The sequence below is a fragment of the Okeania sp. SIO2B3 genome (assembly GCF_010672525.1).
Taxonomy (GTDB): Bacteria; Cyanobacteriota; Cyanobacteriia; order Cyanobacteriales; family Microcoleaceae; genus Okeania.
The window spans coordinates 646,238-668,626 of sequence record NZ_JAAHGH010000002.1; the positions used below are offsets into that span (position 1 = coordinate 646,238).

Below are 22,389 nucleotides of genomic sequence, written 5' to 3' on the forward strand. Positions count from 1 at the left end.
TTATTTTACCTGCTAAATTAGAACCATCCCAAAGTTTTTCTGGTTGTATTAAAGATAGAGATTTTTTAGCTTCCCAACGAGCCCAACGCCAATGATATTCTTGAAAACCTGACTTTAGGTTTCCACTTAATAATAAAGTCATAGCTAAACCAAAATGAGCATCAGGATAATTTGACTCTAGTGTAATAGCTTGTTCATAATATTCAATTGCTAACTCAACTTGACCTTGTTTTTGTAAAGTATTCCCTAATTTGCACCATGCTTCAGCATAATTAGGGTTAATTTCAATTGCCTGTTGATAATAGGTACTCGCCTTTGATAAGTCTCCCTTTTTTTCCCAAGCAAATCCTAAATTAATATTTATCCATGAACTGTCAGGATTAATTTTTATAGACGTTTCATAGTTAATAATTGCCACATCCATTTCACCTTTTTCTAAAAAAATTAGTCCTAGCTTTAAGTAGTTACTACTATTACTTGGTTCCAGTTCAATAGCTTTCTGATAATGAGCGATCGCCTCTTCTAAACGACCCTCTTTTTTCATAAGTTTGGCTAAGTTTGAATAAGCTTCACTAAAATTAGGCTGTAGATTAATAACCTGATTCAAAAGCTGAATTGCTACTTCATTTCGACCTGCTAAATTTTCTAGTACAGCTAATAAATCAAGTACCTCAAAATCTTGAGGTTTTTCTGCAAGTCTTAGACGACATATTTTTTCTGCTTCTACGAAATTATTTTGTTGATAATATTGATACGCAAGGTAAAAATTTGCTGGTAAGTTTAGTAAAGTATGCTGAGATTCTCTAAATTCAATTAGTGCTTGTTTTACCTGAATAAATACACTATGCCAATCTCCTATTTTTGGCTGTCTAAATAATCGAGCTGTCGGATACCAAGGACTATCATTTCTATCTAACATCCATCGCCAGTCTGGCACAAAAGGTAATAATATCCACACAGGTTTACCTAATGTTCCTGCCAAATGTGCTACTGCCGTATCAACAGTAATTACTAAGTCAAGTTGAGTAATAATTCCCGCCGTATCAGCAAAGTCATTTAACTGACTACTTAAATTGAATATAGGTAATGTTTCTAATAGTTGAATGTCTTCTCCTGGTTCTTTTTGCAAACTATAAAAAGTTATTCCTGTTATATCTAAAATTGATTGAAAATCTGTTAACTTACAAGAACGTTGAGCATAAGTTTGACTATCTACTCTTGTTGCCCAAACAATACCAACTTTCAAAAAAATTCCGGCTGGATACTCTAATTTTATTAATTTAGTATGAGGTATGTTTAAATTTTGAATTGGTGGAGGAATATTATCTAAAGTAGTTCCGAATATCCGAGGTAATTCTAATAATGGTGCATGAACATCCAAATCGACTAAATTTATTTTTTCTTCTATACATTTGTCAATTCCAGGAATTTTTTCGAGTAATTTAACTAAAGGTTTCTGACAAACTAAAATTATCTGCCCTCCCTGTTGTTTAACTAATGGAAGATAACGAATAAACTGAATCGTATCACCATACCCTTGTTCGGCATAAATCAGGATTGTCTTACCTACTAAATTAGAACCATCCCAAAGCTTTTCTGGTTGTATTAAAGATACATATTTTTCAACTTGCCAACGCCAATTATATTCTTGGAACCCTGACTTTAAGTCTCCAAGAAGTAACAAAACTAAGCTTAAATTCAGATGAGCAGCAGGAAAATCTGGCTCTAGTTCAATAGCTTTTTGATAATAGAAAATACTTTCATTTAAATTTCCTTCTTCCTGAAGAATAGAGCCTAAATTATTGTATGCCTGAGCATAATCTGGTTGCAAATTAATTGCTTGTTGATAATAGGTACTTGCCTTTGATAAGTCTCCCTTCTTTTTCCAAGCAACGCCTAAATTGAGATTTGTCTGTGAGTTTTCAGGATTAATTTTTCTGGAATTTTCATAGTTAATAATTGCTGAATCAATTTCACCTTTTTCTAAAAAAATTAGTCCTAAATTTGAGTAGTTAGTACTATTATTTGGTTCCAGAGAAATAGCTTTTTGGTAATGAGCGATCGCTTCTTCTAAACGTCCTTCATTTTTCAGAATATTTCCTAAGTTTGAGTAGTTACTACTATCATTCGGTTCTAGAGAAATAGCTTTTTGGTAATGAGCGATCGCTTCTTCTAAACGACCTTCATCTTTTAGGATATTTCCTAAGTTTGAATAATTACTACTATCATTGGTTTCCAGAGAAATAGCTGTTTGATAATGAGCGATAGCCTCTTCTAAACAACCTTCTTTTTTCATAAGTTTGGCTAAGTTTGAATAAGCTTGACTAGAGTTAGGATGCAGATTAATAACTTGATTTAAAAGCTGAATTGCTACTTCATTTCGACCTGCTAAATTTTCTAGTACAGCTAATAAATGAAGTACATCAAAATCTTGAGGTTTTTCTGCAAGTATTATACGACATATTTTTTCTGCTTCTATGAAATTCTTTTGTTGATAATACTGATATGCCAGATGAAATTTTTTTCTTAACTTTTTCTGAGATTCCATAAATTCAATTAATGGTTGTTTTACCTGAATAAATACAGTATGCCAATCTCCTATTTTTGGCTGTCTAAATAATCGAGCTGTCGGATACCAAGGACTATCTTCCCGGTCTATTAACCAACGCCAGTCAGAATCAAAATTTAATATTACCCAAACTGGTTTTCCTAATGCTCCTGCTAAGTGAGCAATAACTGTATCTATTGTAATTACTAAACCTAATTGTTTTATTGCTGCTGCTGTATCAGCTAGGTCATTAAAAGATGTACTATTATTATGAATTTTAGTTTGAGAGTTCAGCCATTCTAAATCTGATACTGAAACTTCCTTCTGTAAAATGTAAAAATTGACTCTATCTATATTAATAATTGCTTGTAAATACTCAACTGAGCAAGAACGTATTTTACTGGTTTCACTGGTACTATTTGTTTGCCAACATATTCCGACTTTGAGATTTTTTTCTGGAGCAGGTGGAATGGGAAAGTAGATTGATTTTGGTACAGATAAATAAGGAATTTCAGCAGGTATAGTTTCTGGGGTAGTTTGGAAAATTAGAGGTAGACTCATCAATGAGATTTGCAGATCAAAATCTGGTAATTTTTCACCTTCTACAAATAATTCATCTATTTCCGAAACAGTGGTAAACAATAATTTTAATTCAGGTCTATTACATTCAAAAATGACACGCCCTCCTAATTTTTTCACCAAAGGAATATAGCGGATAAATTGAATAGAGTCTCCTAAACCTTGTTCTGTATAAACTAATAAAGTTTTTCCGGAAAAATCCGAGCCATCCCATACAGGTTGAGCAAAACTACGAGTTATATAATCTTGAGGTTGGCAGCGCCATTCATATTCAGAAAATCCAGCTAAAAAATCTCCTTGTTTGAGAAGAATAAATCCTCTAGCAAAGTGAACATTGATATGGTTAGGTTTTAACTCAATACATTTTTCATAAAGAACTTTTGCTTCTGTTAAATTACCCTGTTCTTTCAGAATATTACCCCAAGAGTAATAAATATCAGCATTATTTTGTTTAATCTGTAGAGATTGTTGAAAACAACGAATTGCTTCTGGAATATTGCCTTGAGTTTTAAATATTAGACCTAAATTATGCCAAGCTGAAGCATCATTAGGTTTTAGTTCAATTGCTCTTTGATTATGGACTATTGCCTGGTCTATTTTCTGTTGTTTTTTCAGAGCAATAGCTAACCTTAGATGAGTTTGATAATTATTAGGGTTGAAGTTAATTGCTTTCTGATGGTAATCAATTTCTAAATCTATTTTGTCTGTTTTTTTGGCACATAAAGCAAGTATCTCAAAAGCACTAGCGCAATGGGGTTGATATTGAATAATAAACAGACATATTTTCTCTGCTTCCTTCCAGTTTTCTACCTGATATTTTTCTAATGCTGTTGTCAATAACTGCTGAGTTGTAACTGATGACCCTGGTTTAATTATTGATGGATAATCTGTTTGATTAAAATTCAGTAATTTAGATGATAAAGCATCGACAACTTCTCGACACACTCCTTGCCAATTATCTGATTTACTCTGACGAAATAATCTCATTGTCGGATACCAAGGACTATCTTCCCGGTCTACTAACCAACGCCAGTCAGAATCAAAATTTAACATTACCCAAACAGGTTTACCCAATGCTCCTGCTAAGTGAGCAATAACTGTATCTATTGTAATTACTAAATCTAATTGTTTTATCACTGCTGCTGTATCAGCTAAATCCTGAAAATATGAACTTAAATTATGGATTTTAGTCTGAGAATTCAGCCATTTCAAATCTTGGGGAGAGACATCTTTTTGTAAAATATAAAAGCTAGCATTATCTACATTCAAAATAGATTGAAAATCTGCTACAGAGCAAGAAAGTTTTTTGCTAGTCTTGATTTGGCTATTTGTTTCCCAGGTTATGCCTATTTTGAAACTATTTCCAGTTTCTGGCAGTTTAAATTTTTTTGATTCTGGCACAAATAAGTAAGGAATCTCAGCAGGTATAGTTTCTCGGGTAGTACCAAAAATTCTAGGTAGACTCATCAATGGAATTTGCAGGTCAAAATCTGGTAATTCTTCACCTATAACAAATAATTCATCTATTTCTGGAGCAGCGGTAAATAATAACTTTAATCCAGCTTTATTACATCCCACAATTACACGCCCTCCCAATTTTTTCACCAAAGGAATATAGCGGATAAATTGAATAGAGTCTCCCAAACCTTGCTCCGTATAAACTAATAAAGTTTTTCCTGAAAAATCTGAACCATCCCACACAGGTTGAGCAAAATTACCAGTTACATAATCTCTACGTTGACAGCGCCATTCATACTCAGAAAAACCTGGAATAAAATTTCCCTGTTTCAGCAAAACAACAGCTAAACCAAAGCGAGCATTTACATGATTTTTGTCTAATTTAATAGCCTCTTGATAATAATTTTGAGATTCCGCAAGTTTTCCTAGCTCTAAAAATATACTGCCTAAACTGTTATATGCTTCAACATAATTTGGCTTAAGTTTAAGGGATTTTTGATAATGCTCAATAGCTGCCTCAAATTGACCTTTATCTCGAAAAATACGTCCTAAGTTATGCCATGCCTCAGCATAATTGGGACAAAATTTAATTGCCGTTTGACAGTGACTAAATGCAGCATCAATTTGCCAATCGTCTTGAAGTGCAACAGCCAAATTATTATGAGTTTCTGCATCATTAGGATTAATTTTTAAAGATTTTTGATAATAAACGATCGCCTGTTCTATTTGATTTTTTTTATAAGCACATACACCCAAAAGTTTTAAAGCCAAAAAATTATTAGGCTGTCTTTATTATAATCTTATGACAAATATTTATTGCTTCTTCCCAGTTTCCAGATTGATATTTTTTTACTGCTTGCTTTATTTGAGTATCATCAAATTTTGTATCCATATTTTTTGACATTTCCTTTTGAGGATAAATATTCTCCAGCACATTTTTTAAATTATCTTTCACTTGTTCAAATATATTATCCCAATCTCCAATTTTCAACCAAAAAGTAAGGTCTCAAGCCTCCCCTTTTAAGGGTAAGCAGTCAGCTATCAGCTATCAGCTTCTGAGAGATATCTATGTTTATTGCCACATAATTATATAGGTTTGTAACTAAAGTTTGCTGTTCTTGCATTTCAATTATCTAATAGTATAAGTTAAAAAAATGCTGACTTCATTTATTAAAAAGTACAGACTCGCTGAATGCTGACTGCTAATAGCTGAATGCTTACTTTTAAGGCAATGAAAAAAATCAACTTTCGTATTTCAAGCCTGATGCTTCAATAGCAGGTACTGTTAACGAAGTCAGAACTCAGAACTCAGAACTCAGAAGTTAACCCACCCCTAACCCCTCCCCTCCTGGGAGGGGAAGTAGGGGGTTTGAGCTTCGCTCCAAAAACCCGATCGCCTTAAAAGTCGGGGTTTTAGACCCATATTATTTTGATAACTGAAATTACTGTCTAAAGTTAAGACCAAAAGTAATAACCTGATGCCAAATATGAATTACTACTTCATTTCGACCTACTAAATTTTCTAGTACAGCTAATAAAATAAATGGAGTACCTGAAAATCTTGAGTTTTTTCTGCAAGTATTAGACTGCATATTTTTTCTGCTTCTCCTAAATTATTTTGTTGATAATATTGATATACAATGTCAAAATTTGCTGGTAAATCTGGTGAATTATGCTGAGATTATAAAAGTTCAATTAATGCTTGTTTTACCTCAATGAATAAACTATCCCAATCTCCAATTTTTGTCTGTCTAAATAATCGTGCTGTGGGATACCAAGGACTATCATTTCTATCTAACATCCACCGCCAGTCAGAATCAAAATTTAATATTACCCAAACTGGTGTACCTAATGCTCCTGCTAAGTGACAAATAACTGTATCTATTGTAATTACTAAATCTAGTTGTTGGATAACTGTGGCAGTATCGGCTAAATCATTAAAATATGAACCTAAATTATGTATTTGAGTTTGAGAGTTCAGCCATTCTAAATCTGCTGGCAATACTTCCTTTTGTAAAATATAAAAATTAGCTTTACCTATACTTAGAATTTCCTCTAAATATTGAACTGGGCAAGAACGTTTTTTACTGGTTTTCGTATTACTACTTGTTTGCCAACATATCCCTACTTTGAGATTTTTTTCTGGAGCAAGTGGGATGGGAAAATTGGTTAACTTTGGCGCAGATAAGTAAGGAATTTTAGCAGGTATACTTTCTAAGTTAGTTCTCAAAATTCTAGGTATACTCATCAATGGAATTTGCAGGTCAAAATCTGGTAATTTTTCACCTATAACAAATAATTCATCAATTCCTGAGATAGTGCTAAATAATAATTTCAACCCAGCTTGATTAAGTTCAACAATTACACGCCCTCCTAATTTTTTCACCAGAGAAATATAGCGGATAAATTGAATGGAATCTCCCAAACCTTGCTCAGTATAAACTAACAAAGTTTTGCCCTGAAAACTTGAGCCATCCCACAAAGGTTGAGAGAAATTACGAGTTCTAAAACCTTTCTTTTGCCAGCGCCATTCATATTCAGAAAATCCTTGAATAAAATTTCCCTGTTTAAGTAAAATAACTGCTAAACCAAAGTGAGCATTTGCATGATTTTTGTCTAATTTAAGAGCTTGTTGATAATATTGTTGAGATTCCACCAGTCTTCCTAGCTCTAAAAATATGTTACCTAAACCGTTATATGGTTCGGCATAATTTAGTTTAAGTTCAATGGCTTTTTGATAATGTTGAATGGCTGCTGCAAATTTTCCTAGCTCTAAAAATATGTTACCTAAACCATTATATGGTTCGGCATAATTTGGTCTAAGTTCAATGGCTTTTTGATAATGTTGAATGGCTACTTTATATTGCTGGTTATCCTTCAGTGCCAGACCCAAATTACTATGAATTTCGGGATTATTTGGATTTAGTTTAATAGCTTGAGTGAGGTAGAAAACTGCTTCTTTTGGTTGCCCCTCTAAACCAGCAATAACTCCTAATAAATGTAGAGACCGCGAATTTTCTCTCTCTCTTTCTAAGATTTTGTGGCAGATTTTTGCCGCTAATTTTAAATTTCCTTTTTGATAATTCTTCTTTGCGGAGTTAAAAAGATTTTCTGATGTCTGATTTTCCATAATTTGAGCCTACTGACAAAATTTTTAATTCAAATTAGTTAGATTAACGGAATGAAATTTTTAAATTTGTAGCTATGATTATAGTCGTCCTATTTTGGTTATGTAAAAAATTAATGTTGAACAACGCAAAAAGAGTAAGAGCTTCAGACTTTTTATCTATTTTTTGAGTTTTTACAACCTATTTATAATTGCTATAGAGTCTTTCCATTCTGACAATTAATGTAAGCATTTCCTGCGGAATGCTGCGCAAACAGCCGTCAGCTATTACTTTTAGCTTTAGTTTTAGATAAAAGCTTTACTAATTGAGTTAGAATTACATCTTACTGCCAAAGTCGGCTTTAAGAGCTGATTTATAAAGTAAATATTAAGAGGATAAATGCTTTACAGTGTAAGGGTTCGACACTATCTAAGCCCCTAGGGCATAATTTTCCGCCAACCCATGCTAGAAAGGAGTTTTAACTCAGTTTATAAATCAGCTCTAAAGTCTATTTTCATTGATCGCGGTTTTCACAAAAGTAGACTACAAAACTTCTGCCCTCTGTCTCCTGCCTTTAAGCCAAAATCTCTGTATTCTATGAAACATGAAAACTTCTATAAATCCCTTCTTTTTGCTGAGAGCTGACAGCTAATAGCTGTTTGTGCAGCATTCCGCAAGAAATGCTTACCAATTAATAATATTGATTTAATTAACTATCTCCTGCCGTTAAGTTTTACAGAATTATCCCATATTTAAGACCTATAATTTAAGACTTAAAACCTACTATATTTTAAAAATATGTGGCAATCTACTCAAGGCATTCCCAATATTCCTGATATTACTCATCCCCAAGAACTAATTGAATTTGGCAATCAAATTCTCAAAGTATCTCTTACATTAATTATTCTCATTGGTTTCTTTGGTTTATGTATAGCTATTATCACTTTTACTCTCCGTAATAAAAAATCAGAACCAAATATTTTGACTCATGAATTAGTGTCTCAATATTCAAGTTTACTTAAAAGTTTACCCCATCTAATTTTAGTTTTAACTTTAGTAATAGGCGGATTTTTTCTTTGTTCAACTATCAGTAATCGTTATCATCATTGGGAACAAGCAAAAATCGCCAAAATTGCTGCTGGTGTAGCAGGCGATCGCCTCGAACAAATGGCTCCAAAAGTTCGTTATATAGTAGAAGAATCCTATACATATTATCAGTGGGTTGATAATAAACAGGTTGAAGTTAAAAGTACAAGAAATGTAGATAAATATTTAAGAATAAATGCCTCAAACATTCAGGTAAATATTAACCAAGCTAAAGACGTTCAAAATCTTAAAGCTATTTATGTAGTAGATTTTTCCGCAGAATATCAAGTTACTAACCAACTTCAAGATATCCAAGAATTTTTCTTTGATATTCGTCCTCCTTATGGCTATTCTTTACTTCAAAACTTTCGCGTCGAACAAAATAATCAAAGATTAATTCCTACTAACCCTGAAAATTATAGTCTTCCCTTTAATTTATCCCCTGGAGAAACTATCAATTTTAAAGTAAACTATCAAGCTCAAGGCGGACCTCGTTGGATTTATAATGCCAATAATCAACTATTATCAAACTTCCGATTAACAGCATTAGCAAATTTTCCCAAATCAGACTTTGCCAGTGGTATTATTCCTACCGAAACTATAGAATCAAATCAGGGTCGTAAATTTACTTGGATATTTAACGACAATGTTTCTGTCAAAAATCCTTTTGGAGTTTTTACCGCCACAGACCCAGTTAAAATTACAGGCATTTTACCCCGTCTATTAATATTGGCTCCCCTATTATTTTTATGGTGGTTAATTATGTTATATTTTTCCCTACCTTTGAGTTTACGAGATGTGGCAATATTAGGCGGGATTTTCTTTGCTTGTTTATTGACTTTGACTTATTGTAGTCGCTTAATTGATGCAAAATTTGTCTGGAGTTTAATTTCTCCTATTTTGCTATTTTTAGTTTGGGGTTTAGGGTCAAATCGTCAAGCTTCTTTAGCCGCAATTATTTGTACTATAGCGGGTGGAATTTTACCTGTTTTTGCATTATTAGTTTCTTATAGTGGATTAACTTTAAGTATTGCCGGATTACTTTCTGTTATTTGGTTAGTAGTTCGTCATTGGTATGGGTGGGATATAATTAATAATTAATAATTAATAACTAGACAGTGCAAAGTTCTTGAAATAACTAGTAAAGGAGAGGCTTTAAACCTTAATTATTTGGTAAAATATTTAAGGTTTAAACACAATTATTAGTTAAAAATATTCAGATTTTTCACCCTTAATATCATGTCTGATTTTTTATCCTTTAAAGGAGAGGCTTTAAACCTTAATTATTTGGTAAAATATTTAAGGTTTAAACATAATTATTAGTTAAAAATATTCAGATTTTTCACCCTTAATATCATGTCTGAAGGTAATCGTTTGTGTAAACTAAAAGGTAATTTCAGTTATCAGTTATCAGTTATCAGTACCTCTACCTGTTTGCGCAGCATGATCTAGGAAAGTCAGAAGCTTGAAATATTAAACTTGATTTCTTTATCCCCTTGAAAGGGGAGGCTTCAGACCTTATTCTTTGGTGAATATCTACAGGAAATTTAAGTTTTTTTCTTGCTTAATAACCTTCCTCCCTCTTCCTTATTCCCTCTTCCTTCTTCCTTTATTAGTTGAAAATACTCAGCTTTTTCACCCTTAATATCATGTCCGAAGGCAATTTTTTTTTCATTAATTTATAATGGATAATTGATAATTACCTCGGGTTTTAACCATTACGGAATTGAATATAAGGAAATATTATTTCTTCTCTTGGTCTATTAGATATAGCTCCGAGACCCGCTCTTATCAGAGCCGCTCCGCTTTATATGTTGCGGAGCAAAACGCCATCCATCGACCGCTTTTTTACCCTTAAAAGGGTCAGCTTTAAACCAGAATTATTGAATTATTAATTATTCGGTAAACCCACAGGTTAATATCTACAGGAAATTTAAGTTTTTTTTTGCTTAATAGCCTTTCTCCCTCTTCCCTCTTCCTTCTTACTTTAATTGATAACTAATGCCTGCATCTTTCATTCTTTTTAATGCTGTATAAATTCGCTCTTCTTCTACTGTTAATGCAATACGAAAAAATCCTTCTCCAGATACACCATATCCATTTCCAGGAGGCACGATAATGCCACATTTGTCTAACAATAAGTTAACAAATTCTTGAGATGTATAATTTTTTGGCACCGGAACCCATACATATAAACTTGCTAAATTAGGCTTAATCGGCCACCCTAAACATTGTAAACCTTCAATTAAAATATCTCTTCGTTTTTGGTAAACAACTACTAAACTTTGCAACTCTTCTTCAGTAGTAGAAAAAGCAGCGATCGCCGCTTTTTGAATTGCTTTAAATACTCCAGAATCTATATTAGATTTAACTTGACTTAATCCTTTTATTCCTAAACTATTTCCTACTACAAAACCAATGCGCCATCCTGTCATATTGTAAGACTTAGATAAACTATGAAATTCAATTGCTACATCTTTTGCACCAGGAATTTGTAATACACTAGGAGGTTTATAACCGTCATAAGCCATTTCAGAATAAGCATGGTCGTGACATAGTAATATGTCATAATGGCGACAAAAGTTTACTAATTCCTCAAAAAAATCTAAAGTAGCTGTGGCACCAGTAGGATTATTAGGATAATTCACCCACAATAATTTTGCTTTTTGAGCCACTTCTTGAGGAATAGTCTTTAAATTTGGCAACCAATTTTCACTCTGGAGGTGCATTGGATAGGGTTGACCCTCCGCAAAAATTGTTGAGGTGCGATAAACTGGATAACCAGGGTCAGGAATTATGGTATAATCTCCTGGGTCTACAAAAGCTAGGAAAGTATTGTGAATTGACTCTTTAGAACCTATTGAGGAAATTACTTCTGTTTCTGGGTTTAAATCTTCAATAGCAAACCGACGTTGCATCCAATCTGCTGCTGCTTGTCTATATTCTTTTATACCTTTGTAGGGAGGATAATGATGATTGGTAGAGTCTTGAATTGCCTCGTGCATTGCCTGAATAATATGTTTTGGTGTTGGTTGGTCTGGATCTCCTACACCCAAATTGATGATGTCAACTCCTCTTTCAATTAATTCATTCCGTTTACGATCAATTTCAGCAAAGAGATAAGGTGGTATTCGTTCTAACCTTTTGGCAAGCTGCATAGTAATTTCGATAGACTCCTGAACTAAATTAATGTACAACAGCAAAGTGTATATTATCAAATTAAAAAGGAGTCAGGAGTTTTTCAAAGTCAAAAGTAAAAATTGAAAAATTTCGGATTTTTTTTCTTGTAGCTTTAGTGAAAATTCCGGTCTAATAAATTATTATCTACTCAAAGCTTTTAGCAATTCAGCATTCAGTATTTTCTCACGAGATGCTCCGCAAACAACTTATATTTCTTCTACTGAAACCAAGAACAATACAATTTCAAAGAAATGTCTACCCAAGATGTTAGCTGAAAGCTATTTAATAGTGAATTATTCTAGTTATTAATATCTTGAGAGTTTCACTGTAGCTAATGCACTTGCTCTGCAAACGCTATATTCACAAACCAAAGAAAAATCATCATTTTGTGAAGCTCAAAAAATACAAGGTATTTCCCCTTGAATCCTCAAAAAAATCGTGATACCATGTAATAATTGGGGGTTAACTCGCCCCTGTGCATGACTTTTTATTCAACCCCAAAATAGCATTTCGCCACTGAATATATATAGAGATACTCACACCATCAAAGCAGAGAAAAATATCATCCTGTGAAGCACTCGGATAAACAAGTCGCGGACGCACAATTTGCCCGCCCCATCAACACATTCATATATTGACTTATGTAGAAGTGATGTAGCTACCGCACTTGCTCTGCCAACGCTATATTCACAAACCGAAGAAAAATTATCATCTTGTGAAGCTCAAAAAAAACGGCAAGGTATTTCCTCTTGCATCCTCAAAAAAAATCCTTGTTGCCTGACAAGGATTGGGCCACGGATACACAGATGATTCATCTGCATTTTGTGAAGCTCAAAAAAAAGGCAAGGCTTTTCCCCTTGCATCGCCAAAAAAATCGTGATACCATGTAATCATTGGGTGTAACTCGCTCCTAGGCCTGATTTTTTATTCAACATAGAAAAACTTATATTTTGCGTTGATACTTAATCCAAAAATCATTACCACTCAGCAACGCCCAAATCAATACTTTTGACTGTCAGATATGCGTCTTACATTCTGGAGGGGCTGTGTGCGGAATTACTTCCGCACAGTATGTGCCCCGTAGGAAACCTCGCCAATTAGCACTCGCTTTTAAAAGCATGACTTTTAACTTCCGCGTAGCAGCACTAGCTATTTGTAGCAAATATTTATCAATAATGAATTTGACTAAAGTTACAGCACTATACATTAAGGTCTTCGACATGAATAGAAGCTGTTTGCGCAGCATTCCGTAGGAAAACCCTTTTGTATTTACCTGTTGCCTTGCGCGTAGCACTATAAAAGTAATTAAACATTTTAATTAAAACTTATGAAGCTTAGATATTGTGTTAATCATGTAGAGAAGAAAGCCTGAAAAGAATAAATAAATAATCAACACTCAAAATCAAAATCTAAGAAACTTCACTTGTGCTTATTGAATTTATCTCCAACCAAATCAAATAAATCTACTTCAGAAATTCTAGACAGAATATCAAAGTTATATATAAAACTCAGATTTATGCACCCTAACAAAAAATGTAATTGTAATTAAACTTACTCACTAGATCCAGATACAATAAACTAAATAATTTTACCCATTAAAGCATTAACTTTCCCAAGACAAAAGCTACTTATCAAAAGTTCATATATACTACCAAAACCAACAATTGATAGATATTTAGATATCAGTTAAATATCTGAAATTTTCAACCATAATAAAATTAAAATGATTTGCAGTTTATATACTCGGAACAAGCTGGACTCGGCCTGCATCCATCTCCTCCATTAATAATTCTAATGCTTCATAATCTACATCAGAAATATAGCCAAGTCGTGTCAACTCTAAGTTTATCTGATTTTCTATTTCAGGAGTCAGTCTGCGAAAATAAAGAGCTTTAGATACAAGTTTCCGAATCATACATTTTGGTTCCATTGCTAATAGAAAAACCCTACATAATTAAATTCTCTGCCAAATGCTTACTCTTGTAGGTGATCCAATCCTAGACAAGAGAGTGATATAAATCATTTGGACTTGAAATTAGCAGTAACTTGTCATCCATAAATCATAATTTCACAGTAGTAAGTTTTTGGTGTTATCTTGAAATATGGGCATTGCTGATTTGAGGTACGATATCATGTCAGGATCAGAGCGCGAGCAAAAAACTTTCTTCTTCTAATACTATTTCTTCTTCTTTGTTCCCTCCTGACTCGGTTCTTCCCCTCCTGGGAGGGGGAGGGGCTAGGGGTGGGTTCACTCCTCAGTAATTAAGATTAATATCATACACGCGCTTCAGCAACGCCAAAATATGTATGTCCAGAAAATACAAATTAGGTACAAATAGTGGCAGTAGCAGTAGATAATTTACTAACATCCGAAATATTAAAACCTGCTCGTTACCTTGGTAATGAGTTGGGAGCTTTCCATAAACCTTGGGACAACGCTCAAGTCCACTGGGTACTAACCTATCCAGAAGTTTATGAAGTAGGAGCTTCTAATTTAGGACATATAATTCTTTATAACATCTTAAACTCTCAACCAAAACAACTATGCGATCGCGCATATTTACCAGCTCCAGACTTAGCACAGAAATTACGAGCTACAGATACCCCACTATTTGCTGTTGAATCAAGGCGATCGCTCACTGACTTTGATATTCTAGGATTTAGCCTCAGTTATGAATTAGGAGCCACAAATATTTTAGAGATGCTAAGTTTGGCAGGTATTCCCCTAACTTGGCAAGAACGAAAATTAACGTCCCACTCTTCTCAAGAACAACAAACCTATCCCTTAATTTTTGCAGGTGGTCAAACAGCAACTTCAAACCCAGAACCTTATGCAGACTTTTTTGACTTTATTGCTTTAGGAGATGGAGAAGAGTTACTGCCAGAAATGGGACTAATAGTCGAGCAAGGAAAAACTAATGGACTAACTAGAGAAGAATTACTCTTAGATTTAGCCCAAATTCCTGGAGTGTATGTGCCACAATTTTATCAAATGGCTAAAGATGGCTCTGTGTTCCCCATTCGTAAGGATGTGCCAGAAAAAATATTGCGTCGAGTGGCGACTCCCATGCCAGCTTATTCTATAGGTTTAGTTCCTTATGTAGAAACAGTCCATGACCGACTGGTAATAGAAGTACGACGTGGTTGTACCAGAGGGTGTCGCTTTTGTCAACCAGGTATGTTGACTCGACCAGCAAGAGATGTAGAACCAAAAGAAATAGTAGATACTATTGAAAAGGGTTTAAGAGTTACTGGACATAATGAGTTTTCTTTACTTTCCCTAAGTTGTTCTGATTATCTGGCATTACCAGCGGTGGGAACTGAAATTAGAAACCGCCTCAAAGATGAAAATATTGCTTTATCTCTACCAAGTCAAAGAGTTGATAGATTTGATGAGAATATTGCCAATATTATTGGTGGTACGAGGCAAAGTAGTCTAACTTTTGCACCAGAAGCAGGCACCCAAAGAATGCGGGACATTATTAATAAGGGATTGACAAATGAAGAACTTTTGCGAGGAGTCAAAACCGCTTATGAACAAGGTTGGGATAAGGTTAAGCTCTATTTTATGATTGGTTTACCTGGTGAAACTGATGCGGATGTATTAGGTATTGCAGAAACAGTTAATTGGTTACAACAAGAGTGCAGAGCTAAAGGTCGGAAAAAACTACAGGTTACTCTGACAATTTCCAACTTTACTCCAAAACCTCATACACCTTTTCAGTGGCATTCTGTCTCAGTAGCTGAATTTGAACGTAAGCAAGAATTACTGAAGGCAGAATTCAGAAGAATGAAAGGTGTAAAAGTAAATTATACCGATGTTCGTATCTCAGCAATGGAAGACTTTCTGGGTAGGGGCGATCGCCGTCTAGCATCTGTAATTCGCCGTGCTTGGCAACGCGGAGCAGGAATGGACTCTTGGTGGGAAAGTTTGGATAGAGCTTTTGCTGCATGGAGTGAAGCTATTGCAGAATCAGACTTGAGTTGGAAATATCGCCAAGTAGAAAATGGTGAGTGGAATGTATTTAACAATACAGAAAATTCTACTGAAATTACTCCCGCTCAAAATTTATCATCTCTACTTGACCAACCTCTACCTTGGGACCATATAGAGACTGGAATTGATAAAAATTGGCTAAAAGAAGATTTGCACAGAGCTTTAGCAGCAATAACTGTTCCGGACTGCTTTTTCGCAACTTGTTCTCATTGTGGTGTATGTGGTCCAGATTTAGGTCATAATATTGTAGTCCCGCCTTTGCCTATTCCAGAATTTAATGGTCAATTTGTGCCAAACCAGAATAAGGTACAACGTCTAAGAGTTTGGCTAGGGAAGTTGGGAGAAATGGCTTTAGTTAGTCATTTAGATTTAGCTCGACTATTTGCTAGGGCAGTTCGTCGTAGCTCTATACCTATTGCTTTTACAGGAGGATATCATCCAAGTCCACGAATTATTCCGGCTAGTGCTTTATCTCTTGGAACAACTAGCACAGGGGAAATTGTGGATTTTGAGTTGACAGAACCAATGGATGTGGTAGTATTTCAAAATAAATTGGGAGCTGCTTTACCAACGGATATACCCATATATAAGGTTGAAGAAGTAGAGGTAAAGAGTCCTTCTGTATCTCAGATATTGGAGAAAGCAGAATATATTCTGAAGGTCCGAAAAATAGCTGAATCTTCAGAAAATTTAACAACAGATTTCCAGAATCAAGCAACAGAAGAAAAGCTAAATTGGCAAAAGTGGGTAGAGGCAATTAATAATAGTGAATCAATTCTGTGGGAACAAACCACTAAGTCGGGTAAAGTAAAAGTTATTAACTTACGCGATCGCTTATTTGAGTTGGAGTTTATAGAGTATCCAACCACTGATATTTTTTCTTTAGAAACGAAATGGGATGTTAAAACAGATGGCATTATTCGTTATTTGGGAAGTTATCAGAATGATGGAACTTTACTAAGACCACAACATATAATTTATATGTTGGAACAAGTAAGCAAACAGGAATTTGAATTACTGTATTCTCACCGGAAAAAGTTGTTTTTGAGGTGATATCTCTTAAATAAGAATCTATAGATAGACTTTTGTTTTTTTAAGTATCAAAATTGAAAAAATTACTCGAAAGAAGGTATAAGTAGGAATAGAAATCCTATAAATAAACGAATGGGATTTGAATGAGGAAACTTTTACTCTCTTAATCTGTCTACCCCTAAAAAACATTTTTCACCTTGATTCAATAATAAATTTAGCTTATTCACCGAGAAGCCTCGTGATATAATCTTTGATATAGCATTAGATGAATCAGCGCTAAATTAATTTTCTCATAACCAGAAAGAAACTGAGTTTTTGATCGTGCGGACAGCTTATCAGTACAAGCTAAAACCGAACAAAGAACAAGTGGCCATCATAGAACTGTGGTTACATTTGTTGTGCAGGCAGTACAACTATAGATTGTCTGAGCGATTCTTATGGTGGAAAGAAAATCGCTGTGCGATTAATGCTTGCCCATTAATAGTGCCAATTCCTCAACTAAGAGACAATCCAGATTATTACTCTCAGAAAAAAGATTTGGTCAATACTAAAGATAAATTTCCTGAGTATAAATTAATTCATTCTCAGGTATTGCAAGATTGTATTAAGCGGGTAAAACTCGCCTTCGAGCGATGGTTTAAAGCAGATAAAAACGGGCAAAGACTGGGGAAGCCAAGATTTAAGAAAAAAAGTCGTTATCGTAGTTTTACTTATGCTCAAATTAAGCAGGATTGCATTGAAGAAAAAAGGATTAATTTACCCAAAATTGGCAAGGTAAAGTTCATTCAGCATCGACCAATACCAGATGGATTTAAAATTAAAACCGTTACCATTAGTCGTAAAGCTGACGGTTATTATGTAACTTTATCGCTAGAAGATAAATCAGTCCCAACGTTTGATTCTGATGTTGAACCTACACCAGAAAATACTCTGGGAATCGATATGGGATTGAAAGACTTTTTGGTAACAAGCCTTGGAAAGTCGGTCCCTATCCCTCAATACTATCGGAAATCCCAGAAGCGACTCAAAACTTTACAAAAACGTTTATCTCGAAAGAAAAAAGGTAGCAAAAGGTGGTTAAAAGCTGTAAAAGCTGTAGCCAAACAACATAAAAAAGCGGATGCGACCCCGCGACGACCACAGTCGCAAGGGAACGCGCACCAAGCAGTAGCAGATAAGCGTAAAGATTTTCACTTCAAAACTGCCAATGAATTATTATCAAACTATGAAGTTATCGCCCACGAAAAATTAAATATTAAAGGACTGGCAAAGACTCGATTGAGTAAATCAATTAATGATGCTGCTTGGGGGCAATTCCTGGCTATTTTAACTGTCAAAGCTGTTAGCGCAGCTCCTCCGCAGGAGGCAAATGCTGGACAAAAAATAATGGCTGTGAATCCAAGAAATACCAGTCAAGATTGCTCCAATTGTGGTAAAAAAGTCCCGAAAAATTTATCACAGAGAACTCATTCTTGTCCGCATTGTGGTCTAGTAATTGACCGTGATGTAAATGCTGCAATAAATATCAAAAATAGGGCGGCGGGGCATCCCGTCCTTAAAGCTCGTGGAGTCCGATGCAATAGCAGGACTGTGAAACGAGAAGCCCACACTATAGCTTAAGCTTAGTGTGGAAGTATGTCACTGTGAATAATTGAAAATATAATAAGGTAGAAGTTGGTAGAAATATTAAACTGGGTAAGGGTAAACTGAAGCATAAACTACTCAAAACCAGACCAAGCATTCTCAAAACAAAGAAGAAAAGTTCACACAAGCATTGCAGTGAATATCAAAGATTACAAATAACCTAAATAACATCAAAGGTGACTTAATCTATAGCGCCACATTTTTATTAAGCAATTGAGGGAATTGAATGCCAAAGCAAATAATTATTGCCGAGCAACATAGAATTGCTGCGGTATTTTCTGAAGACCAAATACAAGAACTTGTCGTTGCTACAGGCAGCCATCAAGTTAGTGATATATATCTAGGAGTAGTAGAAAATGTACTACCTGGGATAGATGCAGCATTTGTAAACATTGGAGATCCAGAACGCAACGGATTTATTCATGTTAGCGACTTAGGGCCATTAAGATTAAAACGGTCTTCCGGTGCAATAACAGAACTACTTACACCCCAACAAAAAGTCCTAGTGCAAGTGATGAAAGAACCCACTGGTACAAAAGGACCACGCTTAACAGGCAACATAACTCTACCAGGCCGCTATTTAGTCCTAATGCCTTATGGACGGGGTGTCAACCTATCCCGACGTATTCGTTCTGAAAACGAAAGAAACCGTCTCAGAGCATTAGCCATTTTAATCAAACCAGCAGGAATGGGACTATTAGTCCGTACTGAAGCAGAAGCAATGGAAGAAGAAGCAATTCTAGAAGATTTAGAACTATTGCAGAAACAGTGGGAAACAGTCCAAATGGAAGGCAACTCCAATAGAGCACCTGCACTACTAAATCGTGATAGTGACTTTATTCAACGAGTCCTACGAGATATGTATAACACAGATGTAAATCGAATTGTAGTAGACTCAAGCGAGGCAGTGAAGCGAGTCAAAAAACACCTGCTTAACTGGAGCGGGGGCAAACCACTACAAGTTTTAATTGACTATCATAGCGATCGTATCCCTATCTTAGAATATTTCCGTGTTAATGCAGCCATTCGAGAAGCTCTTAGACCTAGAGTGGACTTGCCCTCTGGTGGTTACATTATTATCCAACCGACTGAAGCATTAACAGTAATAGATGTCAACTCCGGTTCTTTCACACGCTCCGCTACAGCTCGCGAAACAGTACTTTGGACAAATTGTGAAGCAGCTACAGAAATAGCCCGTCAACTACGCCTGCGTAATATTGCTGGAGTTATTATTGTGGACTTTATTGATATGGACTCACGGCGAGACCAATTGCAAGTTCTTGAACACTTTAATCAAGTTCTCAAAGCTGATAAAGCCAGACCTCAAATAGCCCAGTTATCAGAATTGGGGTTAGTTGAGTTGACTCGTAAACGCCAAGGTCAAAATGTATATGAACTTTTTGGTCACACTTGTCCTAGCTGTAATGGACTAGGACATTTAGTTCGTTTGCCAGGGGAATCAGAAATTCCCATGGAGGAAGTTAATTTGCCTGTGGTTACTCGTACCTCTGAGGTCGAAGAAACTATGAGACCTGTAACTATTGCTCCTCCAACTTTAGTAACAGCAACTCAGACTCCTACTGGGGAGACTATACAGGGATATCAAGAAGTAGAGTCTGCTAATCATTCCTCAGATTTAGAATTGTTGAATCACCCTAGTTATCAAGAATCTAACAGACGGCGACGACGGCGACGAGTAGGAGTTGGTGAAACAATGCAAGATGAATCATTAGAATTGCAAGAAAGAGAAATGGGCACAGATATGGAATATCCTATGCTTTCAGAAGGATATCCACTAACAACACCTAATCGACGCCCGGGAAGAGAGATAATTAGACCTATTACTGAACCTCCAGAGATAGTGAGAGTAGAAATGACACCTGATGAGCAAGATGTGTATGCTTTGATGGGTATTTCTCCAATCACACTTTTAGAAGAGGGAACGGTAAAAAATCCTAAATCAGTAATTATTTCTATTCAGGAACCTGGGGAGAATAGTGTTAGAGAAACAACAGAAAAAAAAGAAGATGTTGAGCTTGAGTCAGTAGTAGAGGACAAAGAGGAGAATAACGATGAAGATCCACAATTAGAGGAGGTTGACTCATCAATGTCTTTAGAGGAAGAGGACCAAATTAATTTTGATAGTGAAGATGAACATGGTCAGTACGAGGCAGAATTGACTGATTCAGATGTAGATCTAAGTTCAGATAACAATGATTCGGATGACTCAGGGCCAATTCGGCGTCGTCGCCGTCGTTCTTCAGCAGCTACAGAAGAATAAACAGAATTTGGCAGTGGTGCTGATGTAATGTGTAGAGGGATTAGGGGAGTAGGGTATCTGGAGTGAAAAAAACTGAAATACATCCTCTTTCTTTTAATTAGATCTGAGGTAATTTGTCCCCAGTTCAATCAATACCATTAGGGTTGCAGGACTGCCCAGAATTTATATTTATCTATAATCTAGGTTCTGTAAGGGCTTGATTATCAAGCCCTACTGGTGAACAATCTACTTTTTAACTATAGCAGTGTGCACTGGTATATTTACAAATTGCAGGAACTACCCAGTATCTAAAAGTCTGATACTATTCCTGCGAAATGTCGCAAACGGTTTTTTATTCCCCCTATTGCCTGTTGCCTGCGCGTTTGCGCCAACATTCCGGACTGAAAGCCCTATAGAATGTGTCACAAATATTTATCAAATTGATATAAATGGTATACCCTATTGATATAATTGACTCTACTTCTTTACCTTTCACTGCAGGTGTGGATGAAGTAGGGCGTGGAGCATTATTCGGACCTGTAGTGGCAGCAGCAGTAATTTTGCCAGAATTGGATGATTTGCCATCCCCTATAGCTTCCCTTTATCAGGGAGGAGAAGTAACAGATAGTAAAAAATTAACAAAAAAGCGTCGTAGTCGTTTGGCTAGTGAGATTCAAGCAATAGCTTTAGATTGTAAAATTGGTATAGCTTCCGTGCGTGAGATTGACCGTTTGAATATTTTACAAGCTTCTTTATTGGCTATGAAGCGAGCTGTTCTTAGGTTAAAATATCGGCCAAATTTGGTTTTGGTTGATGGGAATCAGCAAATTAAAGACTTGTCTATACCTCAGAAGGTCATTGTTAAGGGAGATAGTAAGTGTTTGGCGATCGCTGCTGCAAGTATTGTGGCTAAAGTTTGGCGAGATACATTAATTATACGTTTGGCAAAAAAGTATCCTGTTTATGACTTGACAAATAACAAAGGTTATGGTACGCAAAAACACAAAAAAGGAATATTAAATTACGGGCTATCGTCTCAACACCGTCTCTCATTTAGTCCTTGTCAGGTTTCCTTATTTACTATTTAACTTTAGAAATTATACACAACTAAAGCAAACACTAGGTCCCCCAGCATTTTTCTGGATAAATTTAATTTCACTTTCTTTAACTCCCCCGGCGGGAAGTCCCGCGCTCTCCTTCGGGGGAGCGGAGGGATGGGAAAGCCGGGCGTTATTTATGTGGTTCGTCCTGATTTTCTATGTATTTTTTTAGCACTGAAACACTTACACCACCACAGCTAGCAATAAAGTATGATTCACTCCAAAAAACAGCTTTGAAATAAGCTTTGTTGATTTGTTCTGGAAACTCCGTTCTAAGTCTCCTACTGCTTACAGATTTTAGATTAGTAACAAATTTAGGCAACTCAAGCTGCGGGTAGTATTGGAATAGCAAGTGTACATGGTCAGGTTCACCATTAAACTCTATTAGTTTGCAGTCC

Annotated in this window: 12 protein-coding genes; 5 read left to right on the forward strand and 7 right to left on the reverse strand. The window is 35.4% G+C overall.

Annotated features, from left to right (window positions below; translation table 11 throughout):
- From F6K15_RS03620 to F6K15_RS03635, 4 genes are all read right to left on the reverse strand, one after another.
- On the reverse strand, positions 1 to 5,356 hold a 5,356-nt coding region (locus tag F6K15_RS03620), incomplete at its 3' end, for a tetratricopeptide repeat protein (protein ID WP_293057088.1).
- Between the two features lie 7 nt (positions 5,357 to 5,363).
- A complete protein-coding gene (locus tag F6K15_RS03625) occupies positions 5,364 to 5,576 on the reverse strand; it encodes a hypothetical protein (RefSeq protein WP_293057091.1) in 213 nt (70 codons plus the stop codon).
- Between the two features lie 451 nt (positions 5,577 to 6,027).
- Positions 6,028 to 6,177 carry a hypothetical protein gene (locus tag F6K15_RS03630; protein ID WP_293057094.1) on the reverse strand — a complete coding sequence of 50 codons (150 nt, stop codon included), beginning with the start codon at positions 6,175 to 6,177 and terminating at the stop codon, positions 6,028 to 6,030.
- 89 nt (positions 6,178 to 6,266) lie between these two features.
- The gene (locus F6K15_RS03635) at positions 6,267 to 7,715 is read right to left on the reverse strand and encodes a tetratricopeptide repeat protein (protein WP_293057097.1); all 1,449 of its coding nucleotides are present in this window, start codon (positions 7,713 to 7,715) and stop codon (positions 6,267 to 6,269) included.
- 775 nt (positions 7,716 to 8,490) lie between these two features.
- Here F6K15_RS03635 and F6K15_RS03640 point away from each other — a divergent pair.
- Positions 8,491 to 9,879 (forward strand): hypothetical protein, encoded by a 1,389-nt coding sequence (locus tag F6K15_RS03640; protein WP_293057100.1) that lies wholly within the window; start codon positions 8,491 to 8,493, stop codon positions 9,877 to 9,879.
- 881 nt (positions 9,880 to 10,760) lie between these two features.
- Here the strand turns inward: F6K15_RS03640 and F6K15_RS03645 are convergent.
- Complete coding sequence (locus F6K15_RS03645; RefSeq protein WP_293057156.1) at positions 10,761 to 11,936, reverse strand: pyridoxal phosphate-dependent aminotransferase; 1,176 nt, start codon at positions 11,934 to 11,936, stop codon at positions 10,761 to 10,763.
- Positions 11,937 to 13,693: 1,757 nt separating this feature from the next.
- Positions 13,694 to 13,873 (reverse strand): hypothetical protein, encoded by a 180-nt coding sequence (locus tag F6K15_RS03650; RefSeq protein ID WP_293057103.1) that lies wholly within the window; start codon positions 13,871 to 13,873, stop codon positions 13,694 to 13,696.
- 423 nt (positions 13,874 to 14,296) lie between these two features.
- Between F6K15_RS03650 and F6K15_RS03655 the strand changes: the two genes are divergently transcribed.
- The 4 genes from F6K15_RS03655 (at position 14,297) to F6K15_RS03670 (ending at position 21,979) form a co-directional block, all read left to right on the forward strand.
- Positions 14,297 to 17,008, forward strand: a complete 2,712-nt coding sequence (locus tag F6K15_RS03655) for a TIGR03960 family B12-binding radical SAM protein (RefSeq protein ID WP_293057106.1) — start codon at positions 14,297 to 14,299, stop codon at positions 17,006 to 17,008.
- 300 nt (positions 17,009 to 17,308) lie between these two features.
- Positions 17,309 to 18,607 (forward strand): transposase, encoded by a 1,299-nt coding sequence (locus tag F6K15_RS03660; protein WP_293057159.1) that lies wholly within the window; start codon positions 17,309 to 17,311, stop codon positions 18,605 to 18,607.
- Between the two features lie 250 nt (positions 18,608 to 18,857).
- Positions 18,858 to 20,912, forward strand: a complete 2,055-nt coding sequence (locus F6K15_RS03665) for an Rne/Rng family ribonuclease (RefSeq protein ID WP_293057109.1) — start codon at positions 18,858 to 18,860, stop codon at positions 20,910 to 20,912.
- Between the two features lie 428 nt (positions 20,913 to 21,340).
- Positions 21,341 to 21,979 (forward strand): ribonuclease HII, encoded by a 639-nt coding sequence (locus F6K15_RS03670; protein ID WP_293057112.1) that lies wholly within the window; start codon positions 21,341 to 21,343, stop codon positions 21,977 to 21,979.
- Between the two features lie 142 nt (positions 21,980 to 22,121).
- Here F6K15_RS03670 and tnpA read toward each other — a convergent pair.
- Positions 22,122 to 22,389 (reverse strand): IS200/IS605 family transposase (gene tnpA / locus F6K15_RS03675; RefSeq protein WP_293057115.1); only part of this gene is annotated, 268 nt, incomplete at its 5' end.